22 protein-coding genes are annotated in these 22,402 nt (G+C 61.7%); 13 read left to right on the top strand and 9 right to left on the bottom strand.

What is annotated here, in order from left to right; translation table 11 throughout:
• Nucleotides 1-93 precede the first annotated feature (93 nt).
• Nucleotides 94-1,602 (top strand): choline-sulfatase, encoded by a 1,509-nt coding sequence (betC, locus tag N2600_RS31030; RefSeq protein ID WP_260299521.1) that lies wholly within the window; start codon nucleotides 94-96, stop codon nucleotides 1,600-1,602.
• A gap of 138 nt (nucleotides 1,603-1,740) precedes the next feature.
• On the opposite strand, the gene N2600_RS31025 is transcribed toward betC, so the two are convergent.
• Nucleotides 1,741-2,601: a sugar phosphate isomerase/epimerase family protein gene (locus N2600_RS31025; RefSeq protein ID WP_260299520.1), complete on the bottom strand. Its 861-nt coding sequence runs from the start codon at nucleotides 2,599-2,601 to the stop codon at nucleotides 1,741-1,743.
• A 66-nt stretch (nucleotides 2,602-2,667) separates the two neighbouring features.
• Entirely contained in the window at nucleotides 2,668-4,038 is a 1,371-nt protein-coding gene (locus N2600_RS31020; RefSeq protein WP_260299519.1) for an amidase, read from the bottom strand.
• 276 nt (nucleotides 4,039-4,314) lie between these two features.
• On the opposite strand from N2600_RS31020, the gene N2600_RS31015 reads away from it, so the two are divergent.
• The gene (locus tag N2600_RS31015) at nucleotides 4,315-4,593 is read left to right on the top strand and encodes a hypothetical protein (RefSeq protein WP_260299707.1); all 279 of its coding nucleotides are present in this window, start codon (nucleotides 4,315-4,317) and stop codon (nucleotides 4,591-4,593) included.
• A 73-nt stretch (nucleotides 4,594-4,666) separates the two neighbouring features.
• Nucleotides 4,667-5,107, top strand: a complete 441-nt coding sequence (locus N2600_RS31010; RefSeq protein WP_162115321.1) for a DUF1810 domain-containing protein — start codon at nucleotides 4,667-4,669, stop codon at nucleotides 5,105-5,107.
• A 49-nt stretch (nucleotides 5,108-5,156) separates the two neighbouring features.
• On the opposite strand, the gene N2600_RS31005 is transcribed toward N2600_RS31010, so the two are convergent.
• Complete coding sequence (locus N2600_RS31005; RefSeq protein ID WP_003547852.1) at nucleotides 5,157-5,345, bottom strand: hypothetical protein; 189 nt, start codon at nucleotides 5,343-5,345, stop codon at nucleotides 5,157-5,159.
• 80 nt (nucleotides 5,346-5,425) lie between these two features.
• The gene (locus tag N2600_RS31000; protein WP_017968388.1) at nucleotides 5,426-6,049 is read right to left on the bottom strand and encodes a TetR/AcrR family transcriptional regulator; all 624 of its coding nucleotides are present in this window, start codon (nucleotides 6,047-6,049) and stop codon (nucleotides 5,426-5,428) included.
• A gap of 127 nt (nucleotides 6,050-6,176) precedes the next feature.
• On the opposite strand from N2600_RS31000, the gene N2600_RS30995 reads away from it, so the two are divergent.
• Entirely contained in the window at nucleotides 6,177-6,392 is a 216-nt protein-coding gene (locus tag N2600_RS30995; protein WP_222360358.1) for a hypothetical protein, read from the top strand.
• Between the two features lie 120 nt (nucleotides 6,393-6,512).
• Here N2600_RS30995 and N2600_RS30990 read toward each other — a convergent pair whose 3' ends face one another.
• The gene (locus tag N2600_RS30990) at nucleotides 6,513-7,370 is read right to left on the bottom strand and encodes an SDR family oxidoreductase (protein ID WP_260299518.1); all 858 of its coding nucleotides are present in this window, start codon (nucleotides 7,368-7,370) and stop codon (nucleotides 6,513-6,515) included.
• A gap of 152 nt (nucleotides 7,371-7,522) precedes the next feature.
• On the opposite strand from N2600_RS30990, the gene N2600_RS30985 reads away from it, so the two are divergent.
• Nucleotides 7,523-8,371: an IclR family transcriptional regulator gene (locus N2600_RS30985; RefSeq protein WP_162115318.1), complete on the top strand. Its 849-nt coding sequence runs from the start codon at nucleotides 7,523-7,525 to the stop codon at nucleotides 8,369-8,371.
• Nucleotides 8,372-8,393: 22 nt separating this feature from the next.
• Here the strand turns inward: N2600_RS30985 and N2600_RS30980 are convergent, their stop codons facing one another.
• Nucleotides 8,394-9,602, bottom strand: a complete 1,209-nt coding sequence (locus N2600_RS30980) for an amidohydrolase/deacetylase family metallohydrolase (RefSeq protein WP_260299517.1) — start codon at nucleotides 9,600-9,602, stop codon at nucleotides 8,394-8,396.
• A 265-nt stretch (nucleotides 9,603-9,867) separates the two neighbouring features.
• Nucleotides 9,868-10,737 carry a sigma-70 family RNA polymerase sigma factor gene (locus N2600_RS30975; RefSeq protein ID WP_260299516.1) on the bottom strand — a complete coding sequence of 290 codons (870 nt, stop codon included), beginning with the start codon at nucleotides 10,735-10,737 and terminating at the stop codon, nucleotides 9,868-9,870.
• Between the two features lie 124 nt (nucleotides 10,738-10,861).
• Between N2600_RS30975 and N2600_RS30970 the strand changes: the two genes are divergently transcribed.
• The gene (locus tag N2600_RS30970; RefSeq protein ID WP_260299706.1) at nucleotides 10,862-11,320 is read left to right on the top strand and encodes a carboxymuconolactone decarboxylase family protein; all 459 of its coding nucleotides are present in this window, start codon (nucleotides 10,862-10,864) and stop codon (nucleotides 11,318-11,320) included.
• Between the two features lie 94 nt (nucleotides 11,321-11,414).
• Here N2600_RS30970 and rhaI read toward each other — a convergent pair whose 3' ends face one another.
• Together rhaI and N2600_RS30960 are read right to left on the bottom strand one after the other, a co-directional pair.
• A complete protein-coding gene (gene rhaI, locus N2600_RS30965; RefSeq protein ID WP_260299515.1) occupies nucleotides 11,415-12,707 on the bottom strand; it encodes an L-rhamnose catabolism isomerase in 1,293 nt (430 codons plus the stop codon).
• Nucleotides 12,708-12,887: 180 nt separating this feature from the next.
• Nucleotides 12,888-14,984, bottom strand: coding sequence for a bifunctional rhamnulose-1-phosphate aldolase/short-chain dehydrogenase (locus tag N2600_RS30960; RefSeq protein ID WP_260299514.1), 2,097 nt, complete (start codon nucleotides 14,982-14,984; stop codon nucleotides 12,888-12,890).
• A gap of 198 nt (nucleotides 14,985-15,182) precedes the next feature.
• Between N2600_RS30960 and N2600_RS30955 the strand changes: the two genes are divergently transcribed.
• The 7 genes from N2600_RS30955 (at nucleotide 15,183) to N2600_RS30925 (ending at nucleotide 22,357) form a co-directional block, all read left to right on the top strand.
• Complete coding sequence (locus tag N2600_RS30955; RefSeq protein ID WP_011655152.1) at nucleotides 15,183-15,995, top strand: DeoR/GlpR family DNA-binding transcription regulator; 813 nt, start codon at nucleotides 15,183-15,185, stop codon at nucleotides 15,993-15,995.
• Between the two features lie 48 nt (nucleotides 15,996-16,043).
• Nucleotides 16,044-17,039: a rhamnose ABC transporter substrate-binding protein gene (rhaS, locus tag N2600_RS30950; protein ID WP_026154590.1), complete on the top strand. Its 996-nt coding sequence runs from the start codon at nucleotides 16,044-16,046 to the stop codon at nucleotides 17,037-17,039.
• Nucleotides 17,040-17,113: 74 nt separating this feature from the next.
• Nucleotides 17,114-18,649: a sugar ABC transporter ATP-binding protein gene (locus N2600_RS30945; RefSeq protein ID WP_260299513.1), complete on the top strand. Its 1,536-nt coding sequence runs from the start codon at nucleotides 17,114-17,116 to the stop codon at nucleotides 18,647-18,649.
• Between the two features lie 9 nt (nucleotides 18,650-18,658).
• Nucleotides 18,659-19,660: an ABC transporter permease gene (locus N2600_RS30940; RefSeq protein WP_170258347.1), complete on the top strand. Its 1,002-nt coding sequence runs from the start codon at nucleotides 18,659-18,661 to the stop codon at nucleotides 19,658-19,660.
• Nucleotides 19,657-20,664: an ABC transporter permease gene (locus N2600_RS30935; RefSeq protein ID WP_222314847.1), complete on the top strand. Its 1,008-nt coding sequence runs from the start codon at nucleotides 19,657-19,659 to the stop codon at nucleotides 20,662-20,664. The genes N2600_RS30940 and N2600_RS30935 overlap by 4 nt, the downstream gene beginning before the upstream one ends.
• The gene (gene rhaM / locus N2600_RS30930; RefSeq protein ID WP_170258349.1) at nucleotides 20,661-20,981 is read left to right on the top strand and encodes an L-rhamnose mutarotase; all 321 of its coding nucleotides are present in this window, start codon (nucleotides 20,661-20,663) and stop codon (nucleotides 20,979-20,981) included. The genes N2600_RS30935 and rhaM overlap by 4 nt, the downstream gene beginning before the upstream one ends.
• On the top strand, nucleotides 20,978-22,357 hold the full coding sequence (locus tag N2600_RS30925) for an FGGY-family carbohydrate kinase (RefSeq protein ID WP_260299512.1): 1,380 nt from the start codon (nucleotides 20,978-20,980) through the stop codon (nucleotides 22,355-22,357). The genes rhaM and N2600_RS30925 overlap by 4 nt, the downstream gene beginning before the upstream one ends.
• Nucleotides 22,358-22,402: the final 45 nt, after the last annotated feature.

Below are 22,402 nucleotides of genomic sequence, written 5' to 3'. Positions count from 1 at the left end.
GATGATACTGGCTTTGATAAGATCTGCAAATAGCTAGGGGGACGTTCCCCTCATCGGCCCCCCGGCCTCTGAGACCACAGGAGACAATTTCACATGGCGCGTCCGAATATCCTCATCCTGATGGTCGATCAGTTGAATGGCACTTTCTTTCCCGATGGCCCTGCCGATTTCCTGCATGCGCCGCATCTGAAATCATTGGCGGAGCGTTCCGTGCGTTTCACCAACGCCTATACCGCAAGCCCGCTCTGCGCACCGGCGCGGGCCTCCTTCATGTCCGGACAATTGCCAAGCCGAACCCGCGTCTATGACAATGCGGCGGAATTTGCCTCTGACATGCCGACCTATGCGCATCACCTGCGCGCGGCCGGGTACCAGACCGCACTTTCCGGCAAGATGCATTTCGTCGGCCCCGACCAGTTGCATGGTTTCGAGGAGCGTCTGACGACGGACATCTACCCGGCCGACTTCGGCTGGACGCCGGATTATAGCAAGCCCGGCGAACGCATAGACTGGTGGTATCACAATCTGGGTTCGGTCACCGGCGCCGGCATTGCCGAGATCACCAACCAGATGGAGTATGACGACGAGGTCGCCTACCACGCCGCCCGCAAGCTGTTCGATCTCTCGCGCGGACACGACGAGCGCCCCTGGTGCCTGACCGTCAGCTTCACCCATCCGCACGACCCCTATGTCGCGCGCCGCAAATTCTGGGACCTCTATGAGGATTGCCCGGCACTTGACCCGGCGGTAGCGCCGATTGCCTTCGAGCGCCAGGACCCGCACTCTCAGCGCCTGATGATAGCCTGCGATCACGATGCTTTCGACATCAGCGATGAGCAGATCAGGCGGGCAAGGCGCGGCTATTTCGCCAATATCTCCTATGTCGACGAGAAGATCGGCGACATTCTTGGCGTCCTCGAACGGACCCGCATGGCCGAAAACACGATCATCCTCTTCGCCTCCGACCATGGCGACATGCTCGGCGATCGCGGCCTCTGGTTCAAGATGAACTTCTTCGAAGGATCGGCCCGCGTTCCGCTGATGATTGCAGCACCCGGCTGGAAGGCCAGACGGATCGACCAGCCCGTCTCCACGCTCGACGTGACGCCGACGCTGGCAGGACTTGCCGGGATCGATATCGCCTCGCTGAAGCCATGGACCGAGGGCGAGAATCTCGCAGCGCTTGCCCAAGGCACCGGCAGCCGCGGCCCGGTCCCGATGGAATATGCCGCAGAGGGTTCCGAGGCGCCGCTCGTCTGTATCCGGGACGGACGATACAAACTCTCGCTTTGCGAGAAGGACCCGCCGATGCTGTTTAATCTCGAGGCCGATCCGCAGGAGCTCGACAATCTGGCGGCCGATCCGGCGCATGCCGAGATTTTGGCAAGGCTTGTCGAACAGGCCGGCCGGCGCTGGAACCTTGCCGATTTCGACGCAGCCGTGCGCGAAAGCCAGGCGCGCCGCTGGGTGGTTTACGCGGCGCTGCGCAATGGGGCCTATTATCCATGGGACTATCAGCCGTTGCAGAAAGCCTCGGAACGCTACATGCGCAATCACATGGATCTGAACGTGCTGGAGGAAAACCAAAGGTTCCCGCGCTAGAACAGGATGATTTTAGGCCGGGTCGGCCTAAAATCTGAATCCTGTTCTACATTATGTCGTTAGAGCATGATGTCGTCCGAAAACCGCTCATACTTTTTCGGCATCATGCTCTAGGGATGAGCGAGAAGTGCTTCTGATTTAAGCCGTCCTGCGCGCCGGCGACTCGCGCAGGAAATCCTCGATGAACGTCTTTTGCAGCAGGATGCCGTCCCATTCATCCGGGAAGAAGGACGAGTCGTAGATCAGCGTGAAGGGACCGGCATAACCGGCCCTCTCGCACATCTCCAGGCACGTGCGGTAGTCCTCGGCGTCGAGGCCGCTAACGCCGTAATCGGCCTTGGCATGGCAGATTTCCGCCTGGCCCATGATATCGGCAAGGCCCTGATATTTCGCCGGCGCCGCCCAGTTGCCGAGGTCACCGTTGAGGCCGACCCTGCCATCCAGCCGGTCCAGCAGCCAGTTCATCTCGACGGGGGACGGCAGCAGGTCGAACCAGTTCTCGACGACGACACGTACGCCGCTGCCTTCCGCCTTTTCGGCCAGCCAGTTCAGATGGCGGGCGGCGCGGGCGAGGTTTTCTTCCGTCGGCTTCTGCTTGCCGGCTATGACGCGCATCCTCTGCGCCCCGAGGGCTGCAGCGATGTCGATCCACTCCGCCATCCATCTGACGTCGCGTTCGGCGGTCTCGGGATGGCTCGGATCGCCGTCCTCGACCAGCAGCGTCTGGAACAACACGTTCGAGGCCACCATCGCCTCGCGCAATTCGCTTATATAGGCGGCGTCGAGGCTCGGCAGATGGAAGGAACAGACCTCCAGCCGGTTGACGCCACGTGCCGTAAGCGCCGCCGGCACGTCGATCAGCACCGCGCCGCCTGGGCCATAGGGCTCTTTCGGCGCAGCGCTTTTGTCGGGATCGGGACTATAGGCGTGAACGGCGCCAAGCAGCCGATGCAGCGACCATGTCGAAACCGCGAAACGTCCGTTTTGCAAAACCTGCACTTGCTTTCCTCCGGGATCTCCTCACGCCATCAATGGCAACTAATTCCCGGCGGTTCAATTGCCAATTCAGGCAAAGTCGTCGCGGATGACCGGCTCGGCGGCAAGGGCGATCCCCAGGAGCGCCTCATCGCGATGGGCCGTGGCGGAAAGCAGCAGTCCAACAGGCATGCCAGCCTCGCCGGTGCCGCACGGAATGGAAACGCCGCACCAGTCGAGGAAATTGCCGAGCGCGGTGTTGCGCAACGTCTTGTTGTTCGTCGCGAAGAACAGCTCGTCATCCTGCACCAGCGGCCCGATCGGCGGCGCGACATGGGCGACAGTGGGAAAGGCGAGCAGCCGGTCGCCGACCAGGAGCTCGACATCGGCGATCAGGCGGCTGCGCGCCTCGAGGATTCTGAGGTAATCGGGCAGCGTCGTCTTGCTTCCGAGACGGGTACGCAAGACGACACGGTGATCCATCCTGTCCGCGTCCGGTCCGGCCAAGCGTTCCTGATGAAGTGCGAAAGCCTCCGCCGTGACCAGCGGACCATATCTCGTCATCAGCTCGAAGATTTCGTCGAAGGCGGGGATGACGGTGCGGGCAACCTTGGCGCCGGCCTTTTGAAGACGTTCCAAAGCCGCCTCGAACGCGGCGACGACGCCGGGTTCCGCTCCGTCGAAGACGACATTTTCAGGCACGATGAGTTCCAGCCCTTGCAGGGGATGCGCAACGACATCAGGCGCGGTCAGGCCACGCATCGCCGCATCGATCCAGACCGCGTCCGTGACGTTGCGGCAGAGCGGTCCTAGCGAATCCAGGCTCTTTGCCAACGGATAGACGCCTGCCATCGCGTGGCGGCCACGCGTCGCCTTGTAGCCGACGATGCCGTTCAAGGCGGCGGGAATACGCACCGAGCCGCCAGTATCGGTGCCAATGGCGACCGGAACCAATCCGGCAGCGACGACGACACCAGCGCCCGAGGACGAGCCGCCCGGAATGCGCGGGAGATCAGTGCCGCGCGGATTTACCGGCGTGCCGTAATGCGGATTGATGCCGAGGCCGGAAAAGGCGAATTCGCTCATATTGGTGCGTCCGACGGCGACCATGCCCGCCTGCCTGAGCAAAGCGACGACAGCCGCATCGCGCTTGGCCGGCATATCCTTTGCCAGTACGACGGAACCGGCCGTCGTCGGCAAGCCTTCCATGTCGAAAAGATCCTTCCAGGCGATCGGAATGCCGTCCAGCAATCCAAGCGAGCGCCCCTCCCGCAGACGTCGCGACGAAGCGCGTGCCTCCGCCATCGCCCGGCTTTCGAGCAGTGTGGTGAAGACCGCCTTGTCGGCATAATGCGCGATGGAATCGAAGACCGCCTCCGCCACCTCGACCGGATCGGCCGCGCCAGCTTGAATGAGGACGGAAAGCTGCGCGACCGACATCGCGCCGAAGGATTTGCTCATGGGACTATCCAGAAAAAAGATGTTCCTCTCTGGACTACCCCGGATCATTCCGGTGAACCAGAGGTTCACGATATTTTGCATTTATTGGTACGATTTTTTGAACACTGAGTTTGAATATCGCCCCTTCAATTACCACGATCGAAGACACACATGCTGCACGCATGCGGAAGCGGTTCGGCGCGAGGGTAAGAGTCTGCTCTTAAGAGACCGGCTCCGCATGTGTTGCAGGAGTAATTAAAAATGACAGATTGTGAAACTTTGACCCGTCGCCAGGATATGGTGACCCTTCATGTAAAAGAAGACGAAACAGCCGGTTTAGGCGAGCGTGATTATGTAGACCATGTCAGCGCCCAGAAACTTTCGGCCTTCGAGCGCATTGTCGTGGTCGGAGCGCTGGTTCTCTTGAGCTTTGCGGGTTTTGCCGCCCATTCTTCCGGCAATACGGACCCGATGACGACATCGGCCATTGCCGTCACGGGCGGCGATAACATGCCGCCGCATCCGGCCTACGGCCATTGCCGCGACAGCAGCCCCTACGCTGAGAGGGTCTGCTAACAGGAAAGCTAGCTCGCCGGGCATGGAGACCTTGGCCCAGGCTGCATCGACAGCAGGAAAAGGGAAAAGGACCATGGCCGGTGAAATTGACTATAATCTCGATCGGTTCATCGATGCCCAAAACGGCGTCTACGAACAGGCGCTTTTAGAGCTGAAAGCCGGACGCAAGACGTCCCACTGGATGTGGTTCATCTTCCCGCAGATCGCCGGTCTCGGCACGTCGGCGATGGCCGAAAAATATGCGATCCGCTCGGCCGAGGAAGCCGCCGCCTATCTCGCCGATCCCATTCTCTCAAGCCGGCTGCTGCGCTGCGTCGAGGCGATCCTGTCCGTGAACGGCCGATCGGCGCACGAAATCCTGGGCTCACCCGACGACCTCAAGCTGCGCTCGTCGATGACCTTGTTTGCCGCGATCAGCGACCATGGTTCGCCCTTCCACCGGGTGATCGAGCATTTCTATCAGGGAAAATTCGACGCTCGGACGATGGAAATCCTTAGCGCCAGCACAGGATGATTTTAGGCCAGGCCGGCCTGGAATCTGAACACGTTCCAAAATGAAACAGTTAGCGGCCCGGCCTGCTCTCCAGCGTAGCGATTTCCTCGGAAATCTCGCTCAACCGCTGACGCAGATCGCTGTCGGTGCCATCATCGACTTCTTCCTCGCCGAAACAATAGCGCGCATCATGGAGCTCCAGCTTGGCTTCGAGCTCGGCGCGTTTGGCATACAGGCGTTTGAGATAGACGTAGTTCATCTCCCTGCCTCCACATCGCTCTCGGGTTAGTGTGAAAACGGCATGGAAGCAGTAAGGTTCCCCTCCCACACTTGCGGTGGTCAGGCGAAAGAAGCGATTGCCGCATGGCAGGCCTTGGCGAAATGGCCGCAGCAGCCGGCAGCACCCATAGCCTGGCGGCTGACACGCGCGCCTTCGAGCAGCAGCGTCAACGTATCGGCAAGAAGCTGGGGTTCGCGCGCGCCGGCCGCCGAACAGAGCGCGGCCAGGCGATCACGCTGTTCGGCCTTGTGCCGCTCGATCATTTCATGGGCGGGATGGCCCTCGCCCTTCAGCTCGATGGCAGCATTGGCAAGATCGCAACCGGCGGGCTCGCCGTTCAGACATTGCGCCCGCAACTCCACCCAGGCGTCCAGCTGGGCGCGCGGATTGCCGGGATAGGCCGCTTCCAGATCGCGCCAGATGGTACCCGCCTTTTCGGAGGCCCGGCGCAGCGTCTCACAGACGAGTTCGTCCTTCGAGCCGAAATGCCGGTAGAGCGTCATCTTGTTGGTCAGAGCCGCGTCGGCAATGGCATCGACGCCGATACCGCGGATGCCGCGCTCGCGGAAAAGCTCCGAGGCGGTCGAGACGATACGCTCCCGCGGCGGGATGCGATCTTCTGGAACGGCTGCGGAGATTTCATTCGAAGTTTCTGATTTTTTTGCGGACGTAGTCCTTGACATCAATGTGACCGATCGGTAACAAATGCATTGTTACTTACCGGTAACACCACAAAACGCGAAAGTCAATGCCGAGGGCATGGCAGCGGAAAGTGGAACACGGGCGACCGCCCACGAAAGGAGGACAACCATGAGAAAGACCAGAGACGACCTGACGATATCCGAAGCCCTTCACGACCCCCTGATCGCCATGGTGTTGCGCGCCGACGGCGTAAAGCTTGAAGACTTCAAGCAACTCCTGGAGACGGCCGCCCGCAAACGCGAACCGCGCTCGACTTCGGTGGGCAATATGATCGGAGCGCTTGCAAGCCGCGCCAATCTGCCGGCAATGCCCTGCTTCGGCTGAAGAAGCCGCCTGAACAGCTTGGGGATCTCTCCCTGCCCCCGTCAAGGGCTGCCGTCACAACCAGACGGCGGCCCTTGCCGCTTTAAAGCATGTCGCGCAGCGCAAGGATCGCGACGCGCTTTAGAGGATCGGCTTGCCGCCGGTGACCGCGATCGTCGTGCCGGAGATATAGCTCGACAAGGGATCGGCCAGCATCACATAGGCTGTCGCAAGCTCGGCCGGCTGTCCCGGCCGTTTCATCGGCACTTGCTTGCCGAAATTGCTGACGCTTTCTTCAGGCAGTGTCGAAGGGATGAGCGGCGTCCAGATTGGTCCTGGCGCTACCGCATTGGCGCGAATGCCTTTCTCGGCCAGAAGCTGAGCAAGGCCGGCGGTGAAATTCTGGATCGCACCCTTGGTCGTCGCATAGGCAAGCAGCGTCGGGTTCGGATTGTCCGAATTGATCGAAGCCGTATTGATGATGGCGCTGCCGGGCTTCATATGGGCGACGGCTGCCTTGGTCAGGTAGAACATCGAGTGAATATTGACCTTGAAGGTCAGTTCCCACTCTTCATCGCTGATCTCGTCGATGCTCTTGAAGCTTGCCTGATGCGCGGCGTTGTTGACGAGAATGTCGATCCCACCGAGCTCCTTGACCGCCGTCTCGACGATCTGCCTGCAGTGAGCGGGATCCTGGATGTCACCGCTGACGAGAATGGCCTTGCGCCCGGCCTGCTCGATGAGCCGCTTGGTCTCGTCGGCATCCTCGTCCTCGTCGAGGTAGGAGATCACCAGATCGGCCCCTTCACGGGCATAGGCGATCGCCACGGCCCGGCCGATGCCGCTATCGCCGCCGGTGATAATCGCACGCTTGCCCTTCAGCCGCTCGGAACCGCGATAACTTTTTTCGCCATGATCGGGAACGGGGTCCATCTGTGCCGTGAAACCCGGCATCGGCTGTTTCTGAGAGGGGAAAGGTGGCGTGGGATAATTTGGCATCATGACCTCCTGGGTTGAGGGGGTCAAACTCGGACTGCGGCTTGTTGTTCCACGCCGAGCTGTCGCATCTGCCCACACGATCAACCTACAAGATGTTGCGATTTGCCATAGCCACCGCTATGCCATAGTAATGTAACATAACGGCGTTTTTCATGAGGTGCGTGGAATTGGACGGAAAGACATCCCCCCCGGTTTACTCCGAAGATGAGGGCGTTGCCGACGAGGCTGCTGGCAAGGGCGCGCGCCGCGCGCGTGTCAGCGGTATCGACCGGGCGCTTCAAGTGATCGACCATCTTTACGAGACCGGATCGCCTGCCGGCGTCTATGCCATCGCCAAGGCGGTGAAGGCGCCGCTGTCGACCGTTTACGTCATCGTTGACGATCTCGTCGAGAAGAACATGCTGACACGTCAGGCGGACGGCTCGATCTGGCTCGGCGCGCGGCTCTACCATTACGGCCTTGCGTATGCCAGGTCGCTGGATTTCATGAGCATCGCCACCCACGAAATGCACGATCTCTGCCGCCAGGCCGGCGAAACCGTGCAGGTCTGCGGCCGCGACGGCGACTATATGCTGGTGCTGGCCATGGCCGACGGCCCGAGCCATTTTCAGGTGGCGTCCCGCGTCGGCACAAGGGTGCCGCTGAACTGGACGGCCTCCGGCCGCCTGCTCGTCGGCCACCTGGCCGAGCAGGAGCGCATCGAACTGTTCAAGCGCTGCGCCCGCTCTTCGCCGACCGGCCGCGCCGAGATCGATCCAGGCACGTTGTCGGAAGCCGCCGGCAAGGCCTTCGAGTCGCGGCTGTCGATCCAGGCGGGGGAATCCGATTACGCGGTTGCCTGCATCGCCTCGCCGATCTGCGATCGCGACGGCCAGTGCGTCGCCACTATTTCCATCGTACTGCCGGAACAGAAGGCGTTTTCCGACGAGAACCACTATACGGCGCATGTGCGAAGTTCAGCGGAACGGATCGAAAAGCTGATGGGTTGGCGCAATCGCTGAGCATTGCGCCCCTTAGCGGATCCTATCTATAGGAATAGCCGTGGCTGTGGCGCACCAGCTTGCGCGCCCGCGGCACATAGCGGCTGGCGGTGAAGGTATCGGCGCCCATCACTGCATAGCGCGGCTCGAACAGCTTGTTGAGGACCGAGACATCGCCGTTGGAATCCGTCGCCTCGAGGTCGGAATCGACCAGGTCGAAAATGGTGAACTCCGCTTGCGAGCCGACCGAAAGCCGGTTTTCCATCGACAGCTTGATGACGGATGCCGGCGCATGGGTGACGGCCTCCACCACCTTGTCGAAAGGCATGCCGACGCTGAGCAGCTTCGACATCGTGGTCGCCAGGTCCCAGACCGGGAAATTCATCGAATGGCCGTGCAGGTCGGTCGAGATCGAGAACGGCAGAAGCCCCCGTGCGATTGCCGCCTCGGCGACCTTGAAGGAGAAGGAGGCGCCGCCATGGCCGATGTCGAGGCGGATGCCCTCGGAGGCACAGCGCTCGGCGAGGTTGAAGAGGTCCTCGTCTTCCATGATGCTCGACCCGGCCTTGCCGTTGAAGCAATGGGTGACGACGTCGCCGGGTCGGAGGATCTCAAGCACCTCGTCATAAAGCGCCGGCGGCTCGCCGACATGCACCATCATCGGCACTTTCAAGATCTTGGCGATCTTCTTGCCGAGCTTGACCGGGGTGACGCCCCAGGACCCGGTGATGACATGGCTGGCGCGCACCTTGATGCCGACAATGTGCTCGCTGTTTGCCGCATAGACTTCGAGAATGCGGTCGAGATCGATATCACGGATGTCCCGCAATTCCGCGACGCGGTTGCACGCGACGAGGCCGATCGAGCCGAGATTGAGGAAGGCCTTGATGCGCTCGCGCGAGGGCTCGATGATATATTCGCGGAAGCCATGGAAATTCGCCTCACCGGCCGAACCGGCATCGACCAGCGTGGTGACGCCGCGCTCGACGCCGCATTCGGACGGACGTATGGAAATATCGGTGCCGCCGTGCCAGATATGCACGTGCAGGTCGACCCAGCCGGGCGAAATGAAGGCGCCCTTGCCGTCGATGCGCACAACATCCTGCGAGACAGAAAGCGACGGACCGGTCTCGGCGATCCTGCCGTCGGCCTTGACGAGAATGTCGATTGCCCGCTCTTGTGTGCCCGCACCAAAAGCCACTGGTTTGACATTGGTGAGGAGAAGCGGCTTCTTCGCCTGGTCGCCGGGCATGATATGCATTCCTTTCGAAGTCTCGGACCGGGATCACGCCTCGGCCATCCGGGTCATTATGGAAGAGCAATGGAAGCTAGAGATGGCCTCTCAGGGCGCCGTATCGGAAATTCCATAACTATGATACATAAGGCTTTATAATAGAATAAAGCCGAAGACGAAGCTGTCAAGGAAAATGACGCGGTCGTCGCATAGACGAAACGTAAGCGGTGCGCTCCTTGCGAAGCGCGCCTTTTTCGAAGATCCGGTAAATTCGCCTTTATTTTCAATCCCGAAGAATCGAATAGTCAAGCCGTTCCAAGTGATCCGGATCGGCGATGGCGTCGATTGCGGCGATCCTGCCCTCGGCGATCGTCAGCGCCACCACGACGCGGAGCTGGCCCTTGATCTGCACGACGAATCCGAGCTCGCCGTCGACGATGGCGATTTCTGCCGCCTGCGCCCGACCCTTGAAGGCTTCGGCCACGTGAGCCGCGCCGCGCGTTTCGCCAATGGTGCCGAAGCGGGCCGCCGTCGCATCCGGCCGGAAGACGACATCAGGGGCAAGCACCGCGAGCAACCCTTCCAGATCGCCGTTGCGCGACGCCGTCAGAAAGGCTTCGGCGATCGTCCGCTTGCGGCCGAAATCGACATCAGGCGCTTCGTCCACCCCCTGCACCCGGCGGCGGGCGCGGCTTGCGAGCTGACGGGTGGCACCGGACGAACGGCCGATGATCGGCGCGATCTCGTCGAAGGGCAGATCGAACATGTCGTGCAGCACGAAGGCGACACGTTCGGCGGGCGCCAGCGTCTGCAGCGCGACGAGCAGCGCCAGACCGACCGAATCGGCAAAGGCGGCATCGCGCTCGGGATCGTTCGCGGGATCGGCGATCCCGCCATGAACAGGCGCCTCCAGCGGCTCCTCGCGCCGGGTCTTGCGGGTGCGCAGCATGTCGAGACAGATGCGCGCCACCACCGTCGTCAGCCAGCCGCCGAGATTGCCGACCCCTGTCGTGTCCGTGCGGCTGAGCCGCAGCCAGGCCTCCTGAACGGCGTCCTCCGCCTCGCTGCGCGAGCCGAGCATGCGATAGGCTGCGGCCCTCAGATGCGCTCTGTTCGCCTCGAACTCATCGGCCAGCCATTTTTTCTCGTCCATTTGTCACATTCCTCCGCTGCGTTCCGTCAAGGCCATGACGAATGAAACCCGGCCGATGTGACACCCGGCGGATCGTCGAACCATAAACGCATCAAGGAGACATACCATGCAGGAAAAAATGGTCATGCAGGAGCGAATGGGAAATCCCGCCCTCGTCCTTCCCGCAGCCATGCAGGCGCTCAATGCTCTCAGCAAGGTGCCGGCCGAATCCGGCCTTTCACCGAAGCTGCTCGAACTCGTCAACCTGCGCGCCAGCCAGATCAACGGCTGCAGCGTCTGTGTCGACGGTCATCCCCGTATCGCAAAGAAGCTCGGCGAAACCGACGAAAGGCTCTTTGCCATCGGCGCCTGGCGCGACTCGCCCTATTTCAGCGATGCCGAGCGGGCAGCCCTTGCGCTGACCGAGGCGGTGACCCGCATCGGCGACCGCGCCGACCCGGTGTCGGATGATATCTGGGACGAGGCGACCCGATATTATGACGGCAGGAGCCTTGCGGCACTCGTCATCGCCATCGCCAACATCAATGTCTGGAACCGGCTGAACATCGCCACCCGCCAGATCGCCGGGGCCTGGAAGCCGTAGACGGCGAGGTTGCCGGCAGCGCGTCACCCCTGCGCTGCCGGCAACCCACATCCCTAATCAGCATGGCTTCAGGCCATGCGAGACAATCAGCCGTTCAAATGATGCCGCCGCCGCCGGCAGCGGATGCCGGACGTTCGGCCGCCACTTGTCTGCGATAGCCGCTGGCGCGGTAGACGGCGATCGGGTCGATCGCGCCGCCGGCCCTGCGGCGGGCTTCGGCCAGAATCGGTTCGACATCGGCGCGATAGGCGCGCTTCAGCGTTTCCGACGCCATCAGCGCGTCGTTGTCGTCCTGGTAACCGGAGAGCGCCCTGCGATCGACGAGCAGCGCCTGCGCATAGGCGCGGCGGATTTCGTTGGCGCTGTTGATCAGGCTTTCGATCGGGTCGGTGACATTGTGCGACTGGTCGATCATATGGGCCGGGTTGAAGTCGTTGACGCCGCGCTGCTCGGCATCGACCAGTTCGTTGAAGACGAGGAACAGCCGGTAGGGATCGATCGCGCCGGCGTCGAGATCGTCATCGCCATATTTCGAATCGTTGAAATGGAAGCCGCCGAGCTTGCCGAACTGGATCAGGCGGGCGACGATCATCTCGATATTGGTGTTCGGCGCATGGTGGCCGAGATCGACGAGGCAATAGGCCTTGGGACCGAGCGTCTGGGCGATCAGGTAGTTGGTGCCCCAATCCTGGACGATGGTGGAATAGAAGGCCGGCTCGTACATCTTGTGCTCGGAGAACAGCTTCCAATCATCGGGCAACGCCTTGTAAATGTCAGCCATCGAGGCGAGGTAACGCTCGAAAGCCTTGGTGAAATGGCTCTGGCCGGGGAAGTTCGAGCCGTCGCCGATCCAGACCGTCAGCGCCTTGGAGCCGAGCGCCTTGCCGATCTCGATACATTCGAGATTGTGCTCGACCGCCTGCGCCCGTGTCGCCGCGTCGGTGTGGCTGAGCGAGCCGTATTTGTAGGAATGGGCCTGGCCGGGCGCATCGGAAAAGGTGTTGGAATTCATCGCGTCGAAGCCGAGGCCGAGCGCGTCGCCCTTGGCCTTCAATTCGCTAGCATCCGCCTTGTCCCAGGGGATATGCAGCGAGACGTTCGGCGTCGCCTGCGTCAGCTGGTTGATGACGGCGCAATCGTCGAGCTTGTCGAAGATGCCGCGCGGCTCGCCGGTGCCGGGGAAACGGGCAAAACGCGTGCCGCCGGTGCCGACACCCCAGGAGGGAACGGCAACGAAGAATTCCGCAACCTTGCGGGTGACCGCCTCGATATCGACGCCGCGACGGGCAAGCGTCGCGCCCAGCGCTTCATAGTCGGCTTTCAGCGCGGCTACCCGCTTGTCGTTATCCGTCGCAACCAGATCCTGCGCGATCCTGAATTCGGCCATGTCTTCCTCCCGGTTATGCAATTTAAACATTGGGACTTTGTCGTGGGACAGCCCCTCATCCGCCTGCCGGCACCTTCTCCCCGTTCAGACGGGGAGAAGGTGATATGCCGCACCGTCTCCGTCTCACTCCAACATTTCGTTGGTTAGGGTGAGGGGCCGACGCATCCGCCATCAATCAAATCACCGCGTAAAACTCTGCACGTTGCCGGCATCGACGTTGATGATGTTGCCGGTCGATTTTGCCGAAAGGTCCGATGCGAGGAAATAGATCGCCTCGGCGATATCTTCCGGAAACACGTTGAGTTTCAGCATCGAACGCTTGCGGTAATGTTCCTCGAGATCGTCCACCTCGATCTTCGACGAGGCGGCGCGCTGCTCGCGCCATTCGCCGCTCCAGATCTTCGAACCGCGCAGGACGGCATCCGGGTTGACGGTGTTGACACGGATGCCGGCATCCGCACCTTCCAGCGCCAGGCAGCGGGCAAGATGGATTTCGGCAGCCTTTGCCGTGCAATAGGCAGATGCATTCGGCGAGGCGGCAAGACCGTTCTTCGAAGCAACGAAGATGACGTTGCCGCCCAGCGCCTGGCGGCGGAAGAGCCGGAAGGCTTCACGCGAGACGAGGAAATAACCGGTCGCCAGAATATCGATATTGCGGTTCCACGTCGACAGCTCGGTCGCTTCGATCGGCGCGGAGGAGGCAATGCCGGCATTCGAGACGAGAATATCGATGCCGCCGAATTCGACGCAGGCTTCCGCGAAAGAGGCGATCACCGCATCTTCCTTGGTGACGTCGAGCCGGACGCTGCGCACGGCGTCAGCGCCGAACTTCTTGACGAAATCGGCTTCGGTGCCTTCGAGCGCTGCCTGATCGATATCGGCAAGCACCACGCAGGCGCCTTCGCCGACGAGCCGTGCGGCCGTCGCGCGGCCGATGCCGCCGGCGCCGCCGGTGACGAAGGCGACGCGGCCGGCAAGACCCTTCGGCTTCGGCATGCGCTGCAGCTTGGCTTCTTCGAGCAGCCAATATTCGATGTCGAAAGCTTCCTGCTCGGGCAGTCCCTGATATTCGGAGACCGTCGAGGCGCCACGCATGACGTTGATGGCGTTGACGTAGAATTCGCTGGCAATGCGGGCCGTCGCCTTGTCGCGGGCAAAAGACAGCATACCGACGCCGGGTACCAGGAAGATGACGGGATTGGCGTCGCGCATGGCGGGCGAATTGTCATGCTTGCAGTCGTTGTAGTAGCGGGCGTAGTCGGCGCGGTAGTCCTCCAGCGCCTTGTCGAGACCGGCGACGATCGCGTCGACATCCGGCTTGGCCGGGTCGAAATCGACGATCAGCGGGCGGATCTTGGTGCGCAGGAAATGGTCAGGGCAGCTGGTGCCGAGCGCGCCGAGCGGGCGCAGATCGCTGGAATTGACGAATTCGAGCACGGCGTCCTGATCGTCGAAATGACCAAGCTTGCGCTCCTGCTTGCCGATGCGGCCGCGGATCTCCGGCATCAGCCGGGCGGCGATGGCGCGGCGTTCGGCTACAGCCAAGCTCTGCGTGACCGCGCCGCCGAAAATCGTCTTGCCTTCGGTCTTTTCAGCGAACCAGACGATCGCCTTGTTGATGATATCGAGCGTTAGCTCGTAGCAGGCTTTCGCATCGTTCGCCCAGGTAAAGAGGCCATGGCTTTCGAGCACCACGCCCTTGGCATTCGGATTTGCGGCAACGAAAGCGCCGAGATCGAGGCCGAGCTGGAAGCCCGGACGGCGCCAGGGCAGCCAGCCGATCTCGTCGCCGAAGATCTGCTGCGTCAATTCCTTGGAATTCCTCGATGCAGCGATCGCGATGATCGCATCGGGATGCATGTGGTCGACATGGGTGAAAGGCACGAAACCGTGCAGCGGCGTGTCGATTGAGGCAGCGCGGGCATTCAGGTTGAAGGTGCAGTGCGGCAGGAAGCCGACCATGCGGTCCTCGTCCTCGACACCCTTGTAGATGCCCTTTAGCGATTCCAGCTTGTCTTGGTAGAGCGTCGCGAAACCGTCGAGCTTGATCGTGCCGACGTCGCCGCCCGAGCCCTTGACCCAGAGCACCTTGACCTTGCCGCCGGTCAGCGGATCGGTTTCCATCACCTTCGCCGAGGTGTTGCCGCCGCCATAATTGGTGATGCGCTTGTCGGCGCCGAGCAGGTTGGAGCGATAGAGCAGTTTGCCAGGCTCATCGAGGCCTGCCGCGTAAGCCTCATCCCACCGGTTTTCCAGAAGCCGGACGTTCGCCGCCATGTCATCCTCCCATATGAAATCTTCATCGAGACGCAAAGTTCGCGCCGCTTTTCGCTCACGGTATCGCGCATTAAAATGGAGGTTGTCAATCGAAAACGATCAAATTCGATTATTGTGCAGCGCAATATGAAAATTTATGATCGTTTTTGATTGACACATTGTCATATGTGCGAAATAAACGGTCCAAGGAGGAGCCCCATGCACGAACGCGAACGCCATCGCATCATACTGAGCGCCGTTCAGGAAAAGTCCGTCGTGACGGTTCAGGATATTTCCGAACTGACCGAGGCTTCCGAGGCGACGATTCGGCGCGACATCGCGGCTCTTCATGTCCAGGGCAAGATCCGGCGTGTGCGCGGCGGCGCCGAAGCGGTGCATCCGCCGCAGCTCGGAAATCTCGCCGGGCGCCCCTTCCGCGTTTCGGAATCGGTCAACATTGACAAGAAGCGCGCAATCGCACGCCAGGCGGTCGAGCTTTGCGATCCGGGCGACGCGATCATCATCAACGGTGGCACGACCACCTTCCAGATGGTGCATTTCATGGCGGCGCACCGCCTGCAGGTGATGACCAATTCTTTCGCGATCGCCGAACATCTGGTCAAGCACTCGAAGAACACGGTGACGGTGCCGGGCGGCGCGATCTATCGCGAGCAGAGCCTGATCCTCTCCCCCTTCGACAATGACGCGATCCGTAATTTCTATGCCCGTCGCTTCTTTATCGGCGCGCAGGGCATCGGCCCGCTCGGCATCATGGAAGCCGACGCGCTGATCATCCAGAGCGAGCAGAAGCTGATGCATCAGGCCGACGAACTGGTCGTCATGGCCGATTCCAGCAAGTTCCATCGCCGGTCGAGCCTCATTCTGTGCCCGCTCGAGCGTGTGTCTACCATCATCACCGATGACGGCATTCCAGAGGAAGCCGTCAGGATGATCGAGAATGCCGGCATCAGGCTCATTGTCGCGAGCCCGGTCGCCCAAGCAATCAAGGAGGATTCCTCGTCGGTCGCATAAGGCGCCGGAGAGGTGTGAAGAGTGTCAATCAAGTGGGAGGATGAAAGCATGAAACTCGCAAAGAAACTCGCAATCGGCGTGGCATTTGCCGTCGCCATGATGGCCGGAACGGCAAGTGCTGCCGACATCAAGATCGGTCTCGTCGTCAAGTCGCTCGGCAACGGCTTCTTCGATGCCGCCAACAAGGGTGCGCAGGAAGCCGCCAAGGAACTCGGCGGCGTCGAGGTCATCTATACCGGTCCGACGACGACGACGGCCGAAGGCCAGATCGAAGTCATCAACTCGCTGATCGCCCAGGGCGTCAGCGCCATCGCCGTTTCGGCCAACGATCCCGACGCGCTCGTTCCGGCGCTGAAGAAGGCTACACAGCGCGGCATCAAGGTCATCTCCTGGGATTCCGGCGTGGCACCTGAAGGCCGTATCCTGCAGCTCAACCCGTCGTCCAACGAGTTGATAGGCAAGATGTGCCTGACGCTGGTCAAGGACCATCTCGACGGCGGCAAGGGTGACTTCGCCATCCTGTCGGCCACGACCACCTCGACCAACCAGAACATCTGGATCGACCAGATGAAGAAGCAGCTCAAGGATTTCCCGGGCCTCAACCTCGTCACCACCGTCTATGGCGACGACCTTTCGGACAAGTCCTATCGTGAAGCCGAAGGCCTGCTGAAGGCGAACCCGAACATCAAGGTCATCGTCGCTCCGACGACGGTCGGCGTTCTCGCCGCGTCCAAGGTCGTCGAAGACAAGGGCCTTATCGGCAAGGTCTACGTCACCGGTCTCGGCCTGCCATCCGAAATGGCCGGCGCGATCAAGTCGGGCGCGACGAAGGAATTCGCCATCTGGAACCCGATCGATCTGGGTTACTCCGCAACGCAGATCGCCTATCGCCTCGTCAAGGGCGAGACCGACGGCAAGCCGGGCAGCGAGATCGAAGCCGGCCGCATGGGCAAGATCAAGGTCGGCGCCAATGGTGAAGCCGCCATGGCCGATCCCTTCGTCTATAATGCTTCGAATATCGACCAGTTCTCCAAGGTCTTCTGATCTAGAGCCATCGCATAAAAGCCCGGCGGCCTGATGGCCGCCGGGAATTCTCATTCGACACTGGTAGAAGCTTGATGAACGCCGCCTTTCAACAAACCGCCACGGACAGCAAAACCGGTGATGCGCCCGCCATTCTGGAAATGCGTGGCATCTCCCAGATCTTTCCGGGCGTGAAGGCGCTCGACAATGTCAGCATCGCGCTGCATCCCGGCACGGTGACCGCGCTGATCGGCGAAAACGGCGCCGGCAAATCGACGCTGGTCAAGATCCTGACCGGCATCTACAGGCCGAACGAAGGCGAGATCCTGGTCGACGGCCAGCCGGTGACCTTTGCCAGCGCCCAGGCCGCAATCGACGCCGGCGTCACCGCCATCCATCAGGAAACCGTGCTGTTCGACGAACTGACGGTTGCCGAAAACATTTTCCTCGGCCATGCGCCGCGCACTCGTCTGCGCACCATCGACTGGCAGGCGATGAACAGCCGCGCCAAAGCGCTGCTGACCGCGCTCGAAAGCAATATCGACCCGACGATCCGCCTGAAGGACCTTTCGATCGCGCAGCGCCACCTGGTGGCGATTGCGCGCGCTCTGTCGATCGAGGCCCGCATCGTCATCATGGACGAGCCGACGGCAGCGCTTTCCCGCAAGGAGATCGACGATCTCTTCCGCATCGTCCGGGGCCTGAAGGAAAAGGGCAAGGCGATCCTCTTCATCAGCCACAAGTTCGACGAAGTCTACGAGATCGCCGATGATTTCGTCGTCTTCCGCGACGGCCGCGCCGTCGGCCAGGGCCGGCTCAAGGAAACGCCGCAGGACGAGATCGTCCGCATGATGGTCGGCCGCGACGTCGAGAACGCTTTTCCGAAGGTCGATGTCGCCATCGGCGGCCCAGTTCTGGAGATCCGCAACTACACCCATCGCACCGAATTCCGCGACATCTCCTTCACGCTCCGCCAGGGCGAGATTCTCGGCATCTACGGCCTGATCGGCGCCGGCCGTTCGGAACTGTCCCAATCGCTCTTCGGCATCACCAGGCCGCTCTCGGGTAAGATGATGCTCGAAGACCGCGAAATCACCATCCATTCGCCGCAGGACGCGATCCGCGCCGGCATCGTCTATGTGCCGGAGGAGCGCGGCCGCCACGGCTTGGCGCTGCCGATGCCGATCTTCCAGAATATGACGCTGCCTTCGCTTAGCCGCACCTCGCGCCGGGGCTTCCTCAGGGCGGCAGAAGAATTCGCCCTCGCCCGCAAATATGCCGAGCGGCTGGACCTGCGCGCCGCCGCCCTTTCCGTCCCGGTCGGCACGCTGTCGGGCGGCAACCAGCAGAAGGTCGTCATCGGCAAATGGCTGGCGACGGCGCCGAAGGTCATCATCCTCGATGAACCGACAAAGGGCATCGACATCGGCTCGAAGGCAGCCGTGCACGGCTTCATCAGCGAACTCGCCGCCGAGGGCCTGTCGATCATCATGGTCTCGTCCGAACTGCCTGAAATCATCGGCATGTCGGACCGCGTCCTGGTGATGAAGGAGGGTCTCGCCGCCGGGATTTTCGACCGCGCCGAACTGTCGCCGGAAGCGCTGGTGCGCGCCGCCACCGGCAATGCATAAGGTAAGAGCATGGCAAGACTGATCAGAAAACGCGAAACCCTGCTGTTCCTCATCATCGTGGTGATGATCGCGATCTTTTCGACGCGCGCCGCCGATTTCGCAACGCCGGAGAATCTCGCCGGCATTTTCAACGATACCTCCATCCTGATCATCCTGGCGCTCGCGCAGATGACGGTCATCCTGACGAAATCGATCGACCTGTCGGTTGCCGCCAATCTCGCCTTCACCGGCATGGCGATCGCGATGATGAATGCCGCCTATCCCGACCTGCCGCTCATCGTGCTCATCCTTGCCGCGATCGTCATCGGCGCCTGCCTCGGCGCCATCAACGGCTTTCTCGTCTGGGCGCTCGAAATCCCGCCAATCGTCGTCACACTCGGCACGCTTACCATCTATCGCGGCATGGCCTTCGTGCTGTCGGGCGGGGCATGGGTCAACGCCCACCAGATGACGCCGATTTTTCTGTCGGTGCCGCGCACGCCGATCCTCGGCCTGCCGGTTCTCGGCTGGGTGGGCATCGTCATCGTGCTTCTGATGTATGTCCTGCTCAGATACACCCAGTTCGGCCGCTCGGCCTATGCCACCGGCGGCAATCCGACCGCGGCCGTCTATGCCGGCATCGATACCGGCTGGACGAAATTTTTGGCGTTTGTTCTGTCGGGCGCGCTGGCCGGCCTCTCGAGCTATCTCTGGGTGTCGCGTTATGCCGTCGCCTATGTCGATATCGCCAACGGCTTCGAGCTCGACAGCGTCGCGGCCTGCGTCATCGGCGGCATTTCGATTGCCGGCGGCGTCGGCTCGGTCGCCGGCACCGTGCTCGGCGCGCTTTTCCTCGGCGTCATCAAGAATGCATTGCCGGTGATCGGCATTTCACCCTTCACGCAGATGGCGATCTCCGGCACCGTCATCATTCTCGCCGTCGCCTTCAACGCCAGGCGTGAGCGCAACCGCGGCCGCATCATCCTGCGCGACCGCGCCGCAGCCGAGATCAGAACGGAGGCCGCAGCATGAGCGCCGTGTCCACACACGAAAAGCGGGTCATCCCCGACCGCCTCGGCACACCCTTCCGCCGCATCGTCGCGAGCTGGGAAGTGCTGCTCTTTGCCGTCGCCGTGCTGATCTTCATCTTCAATTCGCTGGCTTCGCCCTATTTCCTCGATGCCTGGAATCTTTCGGACGCCACCTTCAACTTCACCGAAAAGGCAATGATTGCCTTCGCCATGGCGCTACTCGTCATATCAGGCGAGATCGACCTTTCGGTCGCCGCGATCATCGCGCTCGCCTCGACGGCGATGGGCGCGGCAGCGCAGGTCGGCATCGGCACACCGGGTCTGGTCGCGATCGGCATCGGCACCGGCTTTGCCTGCGGCATCTTCAACGGCGTGCTGGTCTCGGTGCTGAAACTGCCGTCGATCGTCGTCACCATCGGCACGATGAGCCTTTTCCGCGGCATTTCCTATATCGTCCTCGGCGACCAGGCCTATGGCAAATACCCGGCGGATTTCGCCTATTTCGGCCAGGGTTATGTCGTCTGGGTATTCTCCTTCGAATTCGTGCTCTTCATCGTGCTGGCGATCCTCTTCGCCGTGCTGCTGCATGCGACGAACTTCGGCCGGCAGGTCTATGCGATCGGCAACAACGACTTCGCCGCCCGCTTTTCCGGCATTCCGGTCGAACGCGTCAAATTCATCCTCTTCCTGCTGACCGGCGTCATGAGCGGCATCGCCGCCGTCTGCCTGACCTCGCGCCTCGGCTCGACCCGGCCGTCGATCGCCCAGGGCTGGGAACTCGAGGTCGTCACCATGGTCGTGCTCGGCGGCATCTCGATCCTCGGCGGCTCCGGCACGATCGTCGGCGTTGTCATCGCTGCCTTCGTCATGGGCCTCGTCACCTTCGGCCTCGGCCTGCTGAACGTGCCCGGCATCGTCATGTCGATCTTCATCGGCCTGCTTCTGATCATCACCATCGCCATTCCGATCATCGTCCGCCGCATCAAGCTCATGAGCTCCCGATGACATCAGAGAAACACGCCTTCAAGATGCAGCTCAACCCCGGCATGGAAGCCGAATACCGCAGGCGGCATGACGAGATCTGGCCGGAACTGGTCGATCTCCTGCGCAAGTCAGGCGCCAGCGACTATTCCATCCATCTCGACCGGGAAACCAACACGCTGTTCGGCGCGTTGACGCGGTCCACTGATCACACCATGGCGAGCCTGCCGGAGCATCCCGTCGTGAAAAAATGGTGGGCTTATATGGCCGATATCATGGCGACCAATCCCGATAATTCACCGGTCCAGAGCGACCTGGTCACCGTCTTCCATATGCCATGAACGCCACCTCCTATCGCCGCATCGCCGTCCTCGACATCGGCAAGACCAATGCCAAGGTCGTCGTGCTCGACAGCGAAACGGGCGCTGAGATCGCCGTGTTGAAACGGCCGAATATCACGATCAAAACCGGCCTCTATCCGCATTACGACGTAGAGGCTCTCTGGTCCTTTGCGCTCGATGCGCTGAAGAACCTTGCGCGCGCGCCCGGCTTCGACGCCATTTCGATCACCACCCATGGCGCCTCTGCAGCACTGCTTGCCCGGGACGGCACGCTTGCCATGCCTGTCATCGACTATGAACACGAATATCCGCAGGACATCCGCGATGCCTATACGCGGCTGCGCCCCTCCTTCGATGAGACCTTCTCGCCGCGCCTCGCGATGGGTCTCAATGTCGGCGCGCAGCTGCACTACCAGAAGAGCGCCTTTCCCGAGGAATTCGCCGAGGTGGCGACCATCCTCACCTATGCGCAATACTGGACGGCGCGGCTGACGGGTGTTGCCGCCAATGAGCTGACTTCGCTCGGCTGCCACACCGACCTCTGGAACCCGAGGGCCGGCCGCTATTCCTCACTCGTCGACAGGCTCGCCATCCGCGGCCTCATGGCGCCGATCCGCTCCGCCTTCGATGCGCTCGGCCCGGTCCTGCCGGATATCGCCACGGAGCTCGGCCTTGCCGCACCCGTGCCGGTCTATTGCGGCATTCACGATTCCAATGCCTCGCTGCTGCCGCATCTGGTTCATCGGGAGGCACCCTTCGCCGTCGTCTCCACCGGCACCTGGGTCATCAATTTCGGCGTCGGCGGCGATCTCGCCCGTCTCGATCCGGAACGCGATACGCTCGCCAATGTCGATGCCTATGGCCGCGCCGTCCCCTCTTCCCGTTTCATGGGTGGGCGGGAATTCGAAATCCTGTCGGCCGGGATCGGCCCTGTCGACGAAAAAGCCGCTCAGGCGGCAATCGGTCCCGTTATCGACAAGGGCATGATGCTGCTGCCGAATATCGCCCCCGGTTCCGGGCCTTTTCCCGGAAAAGCAAGCCGCTGGATCGGTGCAGAGGAAGCAAGCCGCGACGAGCGCTCTGCCGCTGCCTGCCTCTATCTCGCTTTGATGACCGATGCCTGCCTCGGACTGATCGGTGCCAAAGGCCCCGTTATCGTCGAAGGGCCTTTTGCGCTGAATGAGACCTATCTCAAGCTGCTGGCCGCCCTGACCGGCCGCGAGGTCATGGCCCTTCCGGGTTCGACCGGCACCAGCCAGGGTGCCGCCCTTCTGACCGGCATCCGGCCGGTGTCGGGCGCCGAGACGCATGTTCCGCCGACCGATGTCCCCGGACTGACCGCCTATCGCACCCGCTGGTACGCGGCGATGGAATAGGAGCTTTTCCAAGAACGGACCTTGTTCGTCCCTGCCTTCTCGCTA

The organism is Rhizobium sp. WSM1274, assembly GCF_025200775.1.
GTDB lineage: Bacteria > Pseudomonadota > Alphaproteobacteria > Rhizobiales > Rhizobiaceae > Rhizobium > Rhizobium leguminosarum_I.
This window is presented reverse-complemented; position numbering and strand designations above follow the sequence as displayed.